Below are 12,159 nucleotides of genomic sequence, written 5' to 3'. Positions count from 1 at the left end.
AAAACAAGAGGTGAACATAGATGAAAATGAAACCCCCAGTAGAAAAAAACGAATACTACGACGTGACATTTGAGGATTTGACCCACGAAGGAGCGGGCGTCGCAAAGGTTCAAGGATTCCCGATCTTTGTGCCGAATGCCCTGCCCGAGGAAAAAGCGCAAATCAAAGTGACACGCGTCAAAAAAGGTTTTGCTTTCGGACGCTTGATTGAGCTGAAGGAAGAAAGCCCGCACAGAACGGATGCCCCGTGCCCGATCTACAAGCAATGCGGCGGCTGCCAGCTTCAGCACATGACCTACGAAGGCCAGCTCTTGTTTAAACAGAAACAAGTCAAAGACGTCCTAGAACGCATCGGCAAGCTGGACCTTTCCAACGTGACCGTGCACCCGACACTCGGCATGGAAGACCCGTGGAACTACAGAAACAAAGCGCAGGTGCCGGTAGGAGAACGGGAAGGCGGACTCGTCGCCGGATTCTATCAGCAAAGAAGCCATGACATCATCGACATGAGCGCCTGCCTGATCCAGCAATCCAAAAACGACGAAGCCGTCCAAGCCGTCAAAGACATTTGCGCAAACTACGGTGTCAAAGCCTACAACGAAGAACGCCACAAAGGCTGGCTCCGCCATATCATGGTCAGATACGGCGTGGTTACCGGCGAAATGATGATCGTCTTCATCACAAGAACAAACGATTTCCCGCATAAAGCGAAGATCATCGAAGACATTACAGCGCAATTCCCGCACGTCAAATCCATCGTGCAAAACATCAACCCAAACAAAACAAACGTCATTTTTGGCAACGAAACAAACGTCATCTGGGGCGAAGAATACATCTACGACCTCATCGGAGACGTCAAATTCGCCATTTCCGCCAGATCGTTCTACCAGGTCAACCCGGAGCAAACAAAAGTGCTGTACGACAAAGCGCTGGAGTACGCGGAGCTGAAGGGTGAAGAAACCGTCATCGACGCCTACTGCGGCATCGGAACGATTTCTCTCTTCCTGGCAAAGCAGGCGAAAAAAGTGTACGGCGTAGAAATTGTACCGGAGGCAATTGAGGATGCCAAACGCAACGCTGAATTAAACGGCATCACAAACGCAGAGTTCGCGGTCGGGGAAGCGGAAACCGTGATTCCAAAATGGTATGAAGAAGGCATCACAGCCGATACACTAGTCGTCGACCCGCCAAGAAAAGGCTGCGACGAAGCCCTCCTGCGGACAATTGTGGAGATGAAACCGAAGCGGGTGGTGTATGTGTCCTGTAATCCTGGCACGCTTGCGAGGGATTTGCGGGTGCTTGAGGATGGCGGGTATGAGACGCGCGAAGTGCAGCCTGTGGATATGTTTCCGCATACGAATCATGTGGAGTGTGTGGCTGTGCTTGAACTAAGAGAAGGCAACTAACCCTTGGGGGTTGTTGCCTTTTTTGATTGTTCTAAATAGAAAGGCTAAACTTCATGTTTTTTCTTGAATGATTTTATAGTTAGATCACTAATTTCAGCTATGTGCTGCTCAAGTGAGGTCATCGTTTTGAGGATTTCAAGCAGAAGTTGATCAGCATCTTGAACATCGTTAAGATCGATGCGTTTACTCTTAGTTTATCCATATCGTTTATTATTGTAGACAAGTCATTTAGATTGTCTTGTTGTTCTTCGAATTCTTCAACAGAAAGTATATTTGTTTGACCGTTGCATTTATTTTTCCTAAGAGGTTTACAATCTTTCTTAATTGGTTAAACCTTATTTCCGCCTATCTTGTTTTTTAAGGCTTTTGTTTGGTCTGCATATGAGTGTTTTAAAATCAATATTCTATCACCTTGTCACCCATTTCTTCAGAAAAAGAGACGCAGCCAAAAGCTGCGTCTTGTCCTTAACCAAGCGTTCCGTTTTCTGCAATCGTCATTTCCTTGTCAAAGATGGCTTTGTCTGCTAGGGAGTTCGTTGAATCGTTTGCAGCTTTGCTTGTCATGTTTCTGGATGCCACATTTACTTCATTTCCTAAGGAAGAACTGATAAAGCTTACACCGATCAAAGCAATTACAGCGCACAAAGTCAGTTTAAATTTCATACAAACAATCCCCTCTCTGAATTTGTTTGCGGGCATGAACCATCTTTTTGAAACAGATAACAGAATCATCCATCTGCCCAATTTCAGTATAAAACTTTGCGGCTAATAATGCCAACTCTTCCATATAAGGATATCCTTGGGATGTCTCTAATTTGTTGAAAACATTTAATAAAATGGACGCTTCTCCTTTTTTGACAAACAGCGCCTGTAATCCTTCAAACATAATTTTAAATAGGCCATCGTCGAATTTACATGCGAATCGTACGCCTTTTCTGAAACAATCCATGGCCTGGTCTTGTTTATGTTGAAGAAAATAAATTAAGGCTAAATCGTGGTAAGCTTGTGTCAAGTTGTTGAAATTTGATTTTTTGAATTGGAGTATCGATTGCTCCATGTATTTTGCTGCTTTCGTCAATTCGCCCATTTTAAGATAACAATTTCCGATATTGAATAAAGCTTGGCCGTAAATTCGCTTGTTTTTGCTTTCAAGCAGCCGTGCGCCTTTTAGTGCCTGTTCGAGGTGAGGGAGCGCCTTTTCATGACTTTCTAGGTCATCGTAGTTTCCTGCGATCACAAAATGGCATTGTATGCGGCGGACTGAGTAAAGGTCGTGCGTTTTATAAATGTTATACGCCTGAGAAGAATAGTGCATGGATACATGGGTTTGTTTCATATGATAAAACACTTCAGCCATTTTAAAATAAAATTCTGCCCGCTCGATTTCATCTGAAATATAAGGAATTGTATTTTCCGCTTTTTGATAGAATGTAATGGCACTTAAGAAATTGCCCTCTTTGAATTCATACATTCCTTGAAAAAAGTAATAGTAGTATTCAACGAGCTTCTCCATCTTCCTGTTGCTGCCTTCAATTCTCTTTAAATATTCTGATAACTCCATTTGGTTTCCTTCAGATGGAATCACATAGTCAATCATAAGCTGATGGCGAAATGCAATGAGCTGATAGTAAATCAAGAGGTCTTGGTCTTCTTCCATGACGTCAATGTCCCGCTCGATCTCAGCTTTAAGCATTTCAGCGTCAGTCACATTAAACTTTTGAATATGCCGGTTCCACTCATTAATTTTCATCCCAACGTGCGGAGACGAAATCGTGCCCAAACTTCTCACCCTTCCTCTTCTCACTAATTATGTAAATTTTATCAATATTGAAATTTAATAGAAAGGGGTTGAGAGACCGCAAAAAAAATTTTCGGTGCAGTCCGCAAAAGGGAGTTTTGGTGTTTCGCTTTATATTTGGTTTTGTGAGGGTTAGTGGAAACTCAATTCGTAAAGTTAGGATTGCGGTTATTACGACTGAGCAGTTTCGTCATACTCTTTTAGCAGTTTTTCTGTCTTATGCATTTCTTTGAGCATAGGATTCATGTAGTTGTTAGCTGATTCAAGATATGCTCTTGTCAGAGTGACTAGTTTATTTCTAACTTTAGAGAGGTCTTCTTCGAATTGTTCCTCTATTGAATGTTTGATAAATTCTTTTGCCTCTTCGTACCTTTTTAATATGTTTTTCACCATTGGAGTTGGATCCTTTTGATTTATTGTTTTTATTGATGTGATTGTTAAATTGATTTGTTCTATTAATTCTTTTCTTACTGTCAAAATGTTGCTCCTTTTATAAAAAGATATGAGATAAATAGAAAACCTTAATATCCTCTATATTAAAGAAAAAATAGAATCATCTAAAATCTCGTCGTATAGAAAACTTTAACCAATTCAGAAGCAATCAATTTAATAGTTGATCGGTTAACAAATTTTATATTTTCGGTTTCCATAAAAGCCAACCTGAGAATATAAAATAGCCCAGCAGTAAAAAGCTGAGCTATTTTTGATTTATAGACCGAAGTAGCTTATTACAAACTGTTTATCATCCTCATCTTCAGGCAATATTCCTAAATTTTTATATTCCCATACTACTTGGCGTAGAGTACCGTTTAAGTCTGAGGCAATGACATCGGTGTAATCATAATCTATTGAAAATTTCCCGCTTCTTTCTAAATGTAAAGTGAGGTTTGTCCATAAGTCTTCATTGTTTGTTTTAAATTCATTTCGTAACTCTTCGAAATAATCATGCAATTCATATAGAAGTTCGTCATAAATATCTTCATCAACATTAAAGTGCTCAGGAATATCGTGTGAATAAATATATTCCTGATTTTGTGGAGTAGTAAAGAAGAAGTAAACTTCTGAAGAATCATTTAAAATTTCGGCATAAAGAGTAACCTTCTCCCACTCAGAGGGGATAATTTCATTTATTTGCTCAGCTATCTTTTGATATAATTCACCCATTTTTTTAGTTTCCAATCTTTTCACCTTCAATCGTCGAGAAATCTTAGTTATCAAAAATAGCCCAGCAGAAAAGGGCTGAGCCATTTTTTTGATTTATAGACCGAAGTAGTTTATTACAAATTCTTTATCGTCCCCATCTTTAGGCAATACCCCTAAATTTTGATATTTCCAAATATCTCGTCTTTGAAGGTCATCAAGTTCAGAGGATAAAACATCATCATAATTATAATCAATTGAAAACTTTTCGGTGTTTTCTAATTTTAAAGTGAGATTAGTCCAAATATCTTGGTTGCCTAGTTTAAATTCTTCTTTTAGTTCTTCAAATAGCTCTTGAAGTTCAATTAGCAGTTGATCGTAAATCTCTTCGCTCACATCAAAGTGTTCAGGTATATAATGAGAAAATAAATAATCACTGTTATTTGGTGTTGTAAAATAAAAGTATATATCCGCTGAGTCATCAAGTATTTCAGCATATAAAACGATCTTTTTCCATTGAGATGGAATCATTTCATTTAGATGTTCAGCAATCTTTTGATATAGTTCACCCATTTTTTCATTGTTCATTTAGATATTGTTCAAGGAACTTTCTGCTGCTCTCGCTTATTGGTGTAATTCCCAAGTGTTTATATTCCCAAATTACTTGTCGCTCAGTATCAGTATATTTTGAAGCGAGTACATCTTCATAATCATAATCAATTGAGAATTCACCGTTTCTATCTAAATTTAGTGTGAGGTTAGTCCATATATCTGAGGATTGCTTTTTAAATTCATCCCTTAATTCATCAAATAAATCTTGAAGGTCTAGCAGCATATTTTTGTAAATTCGATTACTTACTTGAAAATGTTCTGGAATATCGTGTGAATAAATATATTCTTCGTCTTCATGTGTGTTAAAGAAAAAATAAACTTCTCTGGAGTCATCTAAAATTTCGGCGTATAGAGTAACCCTCATCCATTCGGAGGGAATCATATCATTTATTTTTTCAGCAATCTTTTGATATAGTTGTTCCATTTTTGTAGTTTCCATTTTCATCAGCCTCCAATTTGGTTTCTAATTGTTATGCTCTTTGTTCTTTCTTCTCCAATTTTATATGTTATATCAAATAAAGTGGGTCTTAACGAATCGCCCTCATACACATTTTCAATTGTGACCGTAACCTTTTTTGGAGGTTCTTCTTTAAGCGCTTGCGACCATGCCTGTTCTAACTTATACCATTTCCCGCCGCTCCTATTAATCTGAGAATTCATCGGCACGATATTGTCAAACTGGCCTGAGCCTTTGAATTGGGTGGCGATTAAATGGCCGCCGTCATCGTCGGGCTTTCGGTCTTGGGGCTTTCCAGCATTCGTCTGTGCATATTGGTTTCGTTTTGCTTCTCCCAGCTGCAAGTCTGCTTTGACACTTGTAATTCTACCATAGTTGTCAGTCGTGTATGTGTAGCCTTCTTTTGTTTTGTAGATGACATTCGGCTTCAGTACTTTCTTTCTGCTCCATCTTGCGAAATGCTCGCCGTATTTGACGGTTACCGGCGGTACATGTGGCGCTGGAGTTCGTCTTCCGCTTGATGACGTTCCGTATGGTTTCGGAAGGATGACCTTGGCGAATTTTTGCAGTCCCTCCTTAAGTGTAACCCCGTTGACTGCGTTGTAAGGAACGCCTGCCGGCACTAAATCGTGACGGGGATGATAGGGGAGAATATCCGCAAGTGTGAGATCTCCGATTTGATTTAACTTGGTTTTGACGTGTTTTTTTGATACTTCAATGCCTGTGTTTACTTTTTGTTTGATGTGATCAACGGTTTGTTTTGAGACCGTGATGGCTTTTTGGGCTGTTGCTGATTTGCTTGCTGCTGTTTTGACTTTGGTCGTCACTTTGGCGGCTGTGCCTGTTTTTGAGACGGCTCCTACGCCTTTTGTGCCGACAATTGATGTGACAACAGTGCCAACCGCATATGACACCCATCTTGCTCTTGAGTAGGTGTCACCATTCACCATGTCTTTTTGGTATGATTCTTCGATTGCCGCTGAAATGGCTTCATACGTTTTGATCGGGTGAGCCATCGCTCCGGTAATCGCTTCAACGGTTCCTCCCGGGTCTGTGACCATATCCCACAGGCCTACGACCGCGTCCTTCCCGGAATCATAAAGGCCGACGGCGACCCCTTTGAAGCCTGCTTCAAGCTCACGCGTGTTTTCAATTTGGGTGAAGTATCTCTGCTGTTCTGCTGTCAGATTTTCATAGCCTATCGTCTTTGCCATTGAGTAGAATTCATCGGCATCCGCATAATCATAGTTTTTCAGTCTTTCTTTCAGTTTTTCAATCTCGCGTTCCTTCGCTTCCTCTTTCTTAATCTTTAAGTAAGCCTCAGTCCGCTTTTCAATGTCGCCTTTTTTCTTATGTATGTCACTCTCACGGTACGCCTTGGCGTTGTAGTGGATGGGGGTGGCGTTTTTGCCTTTGCCTGTTGCTTCTTGGAGCTTTTGGAAGTCGGATTTGATGAATTGTTCGTTTGGTTCTGACAGGGCGTATTCTGTTTTCAGGTCTTCGTCCAAGGCGTCCAATTTATCCAGTGTTTTTTTGCGTTTGTCGTTGGCATCGGCCAGCTCGTCTTTGAAGGTTTCTGTTGAAAACAGGTCGAGCGGGAGGATGTCGTCGATATCGTTTAAGATATCTTTCATCGCTTTTTTCTGTTCAGACATGATGGATTTCGATTTTTTGTGGGCATTTGCCAGTTCGTGCTCCAGGAAGGATTCTTCGATGTATGCGTCTGAGAGGCCTTTGTCCTCGGCGGCTCCGGCGATGCTATTGAAAAATGCGATTTTCATATCGATGTAGTCGATCCATTGGTCGGTGACGCCGACGTGGTCGTGATAGAAGGCTTTGATGTTGCTGGCGCCTTTTCCTGAGAATTCGCTGTCACTGAGATCAGCGACGCTTTTTAACGCTTTTCTCAAGTTGACCATTTGCGTTCTTAGTTCTTTGTACTCTTTTGCACGGTCTGTCGCTTCCGAAAGCAGTGTTTTCGCTTCAAATACTTTCATGACCATTTCCCTTCTTTTGTTCGCTCAATATCAAAATTTTACCACGGAGCGGGATGAGGGTGGGGGTGAGAACGTGTTTTGGTGGAAAAATGAGTCATTTGGCATGTGTCTTTATTCGTGGAGGGATTGACGGAAACATGGTCGAAATGTATTGTCTATAAACATTTTTTTGGAAGTTTATATTCTATATTGTTTTTTTAGGAGCATGGTGATGAAGAAAAAATGGATTACATTTGGTTTATCAGGGTTAATGGTATGCATCATACTATTTTTTCAGTTACGCAATAATGACAGTATTCCTGTCCAATCTTCCGCCATCCACCCTGAAGAAGATCGCATCTTTTTTATTTACTCCAATCCTTTCATAAAAGAAAGCGTGCTGCTCTCAACCTCAACAGGCGAACGGTTTAACAGGCGCACATTCAAGGTGGCAGATGTGCCTTATATTCAAACGAAGTCGTACAAATCCACAGACATTGTATTATTAGCGGAACACGAGCCTTTTTACTACACGCTGGAGAAGGATGCGATCAAAGAGCATCCGCTGTCAGATCCATTTGCGTTTTGGCATGAGGGGAAGGGTGTCTCGGTTAAGGCCTATAATGTTGATACGACGGGGAATGAGATCCACATAAATGATAAAAAAATGAAGAAGGAATATAGCCTTACCTTGCCTTTGCTTGTCACAATGGGGGCCAGTGATCAGAACTTTATTTATATCATTCAAAGCATGGCTATTTACGTGATTGACAGAAAAACAGAGGAAATGATTGAGACTCTGAGTTTAGCTTCATACGCTGATCAATTCGCAGATTCGGAGGAATTGATTGTCGCGAGTTCGGAGCATGAATTGACTGTGATTGAAAAAGGGACATGGAAGACGACATATATTGCGTATCCTGAAGATCTTGAATATGCAGATACTGTGTATTATGACAAAGAAAGCGGCAGTTTTTACGTGACGTACGAGGACAAAGAGGGTGGAGCGAACTTGCTGGAATATGGGGAGGATTTTTCTTTTCACACATACAGCTTGAAGTTTCCTTATATGGAGGCGAAGTTTAAGGGGAATCTATTGTATATAGTTGCCCAGGAAGAGCATAAAAAGGGCATCGGCGGGTATGTGGGTGTGTTTGATATCCATTCTAAGAAGATGCTTTATCAGTTTGATTTGCCTGAGGAACAGGTGAAGGTGCAGGATTTTGTCGTGGTTGAGTAAGCTCATTTCAGTCTCTTTCTTCCTATGTAAAAATCAAATGTACAAACCTGCAAAAGACCTATAAAATAAGAAAGCTACCATGAGAGAACAGAAGGGTGAGAAGAGACAATGAGTTATAAATTGGGTGCGCTGCTTTTATCTGTTTTATTCCTATTATCGGCGTGTTCTGATAGCGGAGCTTCTGATAAGGATCAAGAAAAGCAAGCTGTGAAGAAAGCGAGCGTTGCGAAGCTGACGGAGCAGGAAGTAAAATCAGCTTTGAAAAACGATATTGATTCGATCTTCAATGCATTTGATAAAGCGGGAACAGAAAACGGCTGGAGCACAGCGAATAAGGCTGATTTCAGCAAGTTGCGGCCTAGTGTGCTGCCTTATGCAACGGAGACGTTTGCAGATCAGGCCTTAAAGGATTTGGCTGGAGAGTACTATTGCGAGTGCGATGCTCCTTTTCAACCGGGCACTGATTTCGATATGCGTTTTACATATGAACAGAACAAGAATAAGATAGAGGCTTCATCAATAGATCCGGCAACAGAATTAAACAACATGGGCACGTTATGGACGTTTGAATTGGTGAAGCAAGATGGCGATTGGAAGATCAACAAATGGGACAGCAAGTCGCTCCAAGGGGATGATATCAAGCTGACAAAAGAAGAAGCGAAAACGATTCTGTCGAGAAACGGTGAAACGGCGGAATTTGTGAAGTCCTATGAATCGAAGGCTGCCGGCGGAACAGCTTATCTTTTCAATGTAAAGAGTTCAAATGGGGAAAGACAGGCGGCGATCAGCTCAAAGGATACCAGTCTGGTAAGTGATAATGAAAACGAGACTGAGGCTGCGGAGCAAGAGACAGCTCAGAAGACTGCGGAAACCGCATCGCCTGATACAGTGGATACACAGCGCAGTGGGCAGACAACGGGGAGCACAAAAACAGATTATGTTGCGAAATTGTCTGCGGCAGAAAAGAAAGAAAAGCACAATGACTATCAAAGTGATTATCAGATGATTGAGGATTACGGTTATAATTATCAAATGTGGGACGGATTGCTGAACGAGATATACGGCGTGCTGCAAAATCAGCTTTCTGCTTCAGACATGGCGGCTTTAAAAATTGAACAGCGCCAATGGATAAAGGATAGGGATGCTGCGGCCCAGAAACGATATGATGAGGAGGGCGGCGGTTCATTATCCCGAGTCGTCCAAACGGAAGAGCTTGCTAAACAGACGAAAGAGCGCTGTTACGAGCTGGTGAATACGTATATGAAATAAGTGAAGGGCCTGTGCCGCAACAATGTTGCAGGCACAGGTCTTTTTTATTCAGGTAATGAATCCTCTTTTTGATCGATATACAGCGTGCCGTCTGTTTGAACTTCTGCATAAAATACTTCTTTAGGATTTTGGACGCCTGCTTCTTTTAGCCGGTCCATCAGCCATTGTCTGTTCAGATGCAATTTTTTTAAGTTGTCTTCTCTCACTTTTCCATCAGCTATGACTGAAGCGGAATGAGATACTTTCGCGTTTGCTCCTTGTACGTTCATATCCTTTTTTGTCACGCTTTGGTGTGTTTCCTTTTTCAACACAGATACAGTGCCGTCCGATTCGTAAATAGCATAATCCACTTCGGCAATTGAAAATATATTTTTTTTGCGAAGCGAAGTTTGCAAAGTATCGATATCAATTCGGGCTTTTCTAAGCTCCTTCTCCATGATTTTCCCTTTTTTAATCAGAATGACAGGCTGTCCTACAACCGCATACCGAAAAGCGGGGAATGTAATATCCAGAAACCCGATGATGATTGTAAAAGCGCTCCACACCAACAAGGCGATGAATCCATTTCTCATACTGATTGTTGAGTCAATGGCAAGTGAGGCCCCGATCGTTCCAATGGATATGGCTGAAACAAAGTTAAAAAAGGTCATCTGGGAGATTTCTTTTCTGCCCATCAGTCTTGTTAACACCAGCAATGTGATAAAGGCGATGAAAAGTCTAATGATCAGTTGCGTGATTGGCATCGGCCATTCTCCTTTACATAGGATCTGTTCATAGTGTTCCCATGCTTTTGTTTTTTTATTTTCATTAAAGGCTTTTGAAAAAGGGGTTTTGAATGCTTTTGCCAGGATGAAAAAGAAAATTCTTCCTTTCGTATTGTTTTCAAAATTTGGGATTGATAGAATATGACATATCTCACAGAGAAGGAGGGAAGCCGTTGAGTCAAGCCATACCGTCTTCGCGTGTTGGTGTTAAGATTAATGAATGGTATAAAATGATTCGCCAGTTCAGTGTTCCGGATGCTGAGGTTCTGAAAGCGGAGGTTGAGGAGGACATTCAGCAGATGGAAGAGGATCAGGATTTGCTGATCTATTATTCTCTGATGTGTTTTCGGCACCAGCTGATGCTGGATTATTTGGAGCCAGGACAGCCTTACGGGAATCGCCCTACAGTGACAGAGCTTCTTGAAACGATTGAGACCCCTCAGAAAAAACTCACAGGCCTTTTGAAATACTACTCTTTGTTTTTCCGCGGCATGTATGAATTTGATCAAAAAGAATATGTTGAAGCAATCGGGTTTTATCGCGAGGCGGAGAAAGAACTGCCGATTGTGTCTGATGAAATTGAGAAAGCGGAATTCCATTTTAAAGTGGCGGAAGCGTATTATCACATGAAGCAAACCCATGTGTCGATGCATCATATTCTTCAAGCCTTAGACATTTATCAAAACCATCCCTTATACAGCATTAGAACCATACAAAGCTTGTTTGTGATCGCCGGAAATTATGATGATTTCAAACACTATGGCAAAGCGCTCCCGCATTTAGAAGCGGCGCTGAAATTGGCAATGGACATTCAAAACGATCGGTTTATCGCCATTTCTCTATTGAACATCGCGAACAGCTATGACAGATCAGGAGACGATCATATGGCTGTAGAACATTTCCAAAAAGCGGCGAAAGTGAGCAGAGAGAAAGTGCCTGATCTGCTTCCGAAAGTCTTGTTTGGGTTAAGCTGGACATTATGTAAAGCGGGCCAGACACAGAAGGCGTTTCATTTCATAGAAGAAGGGCTGAACCGTATCACAGCACGTTCTCACAAATGTTATAAAGAATTGTTTCTGTTCTTAGAGGCTGTGTACAAGGAGACTGTTGATGAACGCAAAATTCATGATCTTTTAAGCTATTTCGAAAAAAAGAACCTGCACGCGTACATTGAAGCATGTGCCCGGAGTGCTGCCGCTGTGTTTGAAAGCAGCTGTCACTTTGAACAAGCTGCTGTGTTTTATCGAAAAGTGCTGAAAGCTCAAGAAGATATTCTAAAAGGAGAGTGTTTATATGCCTATTAAGAAAAAAGTAATGATGTGTCTGGCTGTTACTCTAGTTTTCGGAAGCATGTCGTTTCCATTCCTGACAAACTCGGGCGGCGTTAAGGAATCAACAGATCGAAATACGACATATATTGATCATTCCCCTTACAAACTCAGTGATCAGAAGAAAGCCCTTAGCTAGGGCTTTTTCTTGCTTTACTGAAGACGTTCG

At 41.2% G+C, this 12,159-nt stretch carries 13 protein-coding genes; 5 read left to right on the top strand and 8 right to left on the bottom strand.

Annotated elements, in window-relative coordinates:
* Window positions 1-20: 20 nt before the first annotated feature.
* A complete protein-coding gene (gene rlmD / locus ACQXR1_RS16005; protein WP_326274312.1) occupies window positions 21-1,406 on the top strand; it encodes a 23S rRNA (uracil(1939)-C(5))-methyltransferase RlmD in 1,386 nt (461 codons plus the stop codon).
* A 465-nt stretch (window positions 1,407-1,871) separates the two neighbouring features.
* On the opposite strand, the gene ACQXR1_RS16000 is transcribed toward rlmD, so the two are convergent.
* The 7 genes from ACQXR1_RS16000 to yeeF all read right to left on the bottom strand — a co-directional run bounded on the left by ACQXR1_RS16000 (window position 1,872) and on the right by yeeF (window position 7,410).
* Window positions 1,872-2,069 (bottom strand): hypothetical protein, encoded by a 198-nt coding sequence (locus tag ACQXR1_RS16000; RefSeq protein ID WP_003240078.1) that lies wholly within the window; start codon window positions 2,067-2,069, stop codon window positions 1,872-1,874.
* Window positions 2,059-3,186 (bottom strand): Rap family tetratricopeptide repeat protein, encoded by a 1,128-nt coding sequence (locus ACQXR1_RS15995; protein WP_212130598.1) that lies wholly within the window; start codon window positions 3,184-3,186, stop codon window positions 2,059-2,061. The genes ACQXR1_RS16000 and ACQXR1_RS15995 overlap by 11 nt, the downstream gene beginning before the upstream one ends.
* 189 nt (window positions 3,187-3,375) lie before the next feature.
* Window positions 3,376-3,681 carry a hypothetical protein gene (locus ACQXR1_RS15990; RefSeq protein ID WP_430772475.1) on the bottom strand — a complete coding sequence of 102 codons (306 nt, stop codon included), beginning with the start codon at window positions 3,679-3,681 and terminating at the stop codon, window positions 3,376-3,378.
* A 231-nt stretch (window positions 3,682-3,912) separates the two neighbouring features.
* Window positions 3,913-4,383: an antitoxin YezG family protein gene (locus ACQXR1_RS15985; RefSeq protein ID WP_430772474.1), complete on the bottom strand. Its 471-nt coding sequence runs from the start codon at window positions 4,381-4,383 to the stop codon at window positions 3,913-3,915.
* Between the two features lie 78 nt (window positions 4,384-4,461).
* The gene (locus tag ACQXR1_RS15980; RefSeq protein WP_430772473.1) at window positions 4,462-4,932 is read right to left on the bottom strand and encodes an immunity protein YezG family protein; all 471 of its coding nucleotides are present in this window, start codon (window positions 4,930-4,932) and stop codon (window positions 4,462-4,464) included.
* A complete protein-coding gene (locus ACQXR1_RS15975; RefSeq protein WP_032871739.1) occupies window positions 4,922-5,395 on the bottom strand; it encodes an antitoxin YezG family protein in 474 nt (157 codons plus the stop codon). Before ACQXR1_RS15975 ends, ACQXR1_RS15980 begins: the two co-directional genes overlap by 11 nt.
* Before the next feature lie 5 nt (window positions 5,396-5,400).
* Window positions 5,401-7,410 (bottom strand): LXG family T7SS effector deoxyribonuclease toxin YeeF, encoded by a 2,010-nt coding sequence (gene yeeF, locus ACQXR1_RS15970; RefSeq protein ID WP_430772472.1) that lies wholly within the window; start codon window positions 7,408-7,410, stop codon window positions 5,401-5,403.
* A gap of 211 nt (window positions 7,411-7,621) precedes the next feature.
* On the opposite strand from yeeF, the gene ACQXR1_RS15965 reads away from it, so the two are divergent.
* Both ACQXR1_RS15965 and ACQXR1_RS15960 read left to right on the top strand, forming a co-directional pair.
* On the top strand, window positions 7,622-8,629 hold the full coding sequence (locus ACQXR1_RS15965; RefSeq protein ID WP_430772471.1) for a hypothetical protein: 1,008 nt from the start codon (window positions 7,622-7,624) through the stop codon (window positions 8,627-8,629).
* A 108-nt stretch (window positions 8,630-8,737) separates the two neighbouring features.
* Complete coding sequence (locus tag ACQXR1_RS15960) at window positions 8,738-9,898, top strand: lysozyme inhibitor LprI family protein (RefSeq protein WP_430772470.1); 1,161 nt, start codon at window positions 8,738-8,740, stop codon at window positions 9,896-9,898.
* 44 nt (window positions 9,899-9,942) lie between these two features.
* Here the strand turns inward: ACQXR1_RS15960 and ACQXR1_RS15955 are convergent, their stop codons facing one another.
* The gene (locus ACQXR1_RS15955) at window positions 9,943-10,641 is read right to left on the bottom strand and encodes a YetF domain-containing protein (protein WP_014663105.1); all 699 of its coding nucleotides are present in this window, start codon (window positions 10,639-10,641) and stop codon (window positions 9,943-9,945) included.
* Window positions 10,642-10,835: 194 nt separating this feature from the next.
* On the opposite strand from ACQXR1_RS15955, the gene rapH reads away from it, so the two are divergent.
* Both rapH and phrH read left to right on the top strand, forming a co-directional pair.
* Window positions 10,836-11,966: a response regulator aspartate phosphatase RapH gene (gene rapH, locus ACQXR1_RS15950; RefSeq protein WP_430772469.1), complete on the top strand. Its 1,131-nt coding sequence runs from the start codon at window positions 10,836-10,838 to the stop codon at window positions 11,964-11,966.
* Window positions 11,956-12,129, top strand: coding sequence for a phosphatase RapH inhibitor PhrH (gene phrH / locus ACQXR1_RS15945; RefSeq protein ID WP_014663108.1), 174 nt, complete (start codon window positions 11,956-11,958; stop codon window positions 12,127-12,129). The genes rapH and phrH overlap by 11 nt, the downstream gene beginning before the upstream one ends.
* The last annotated feature ends 30 nt before the right edge of the window (window positions 12,130-12,159 follow it).

Source organism: Bacillus sp. ATD (assembly GCF_050585765.1).
Lineage (GTDB): Bacteria > Bacillota > Bacilli > Bacillales > Bacillaceae > Bacillus > Bacillus stercoris.
Note: the sequence above shows the minus strand (reverse complement) of the source record. Positions and strands in the feature narration are given on the sequence as shown.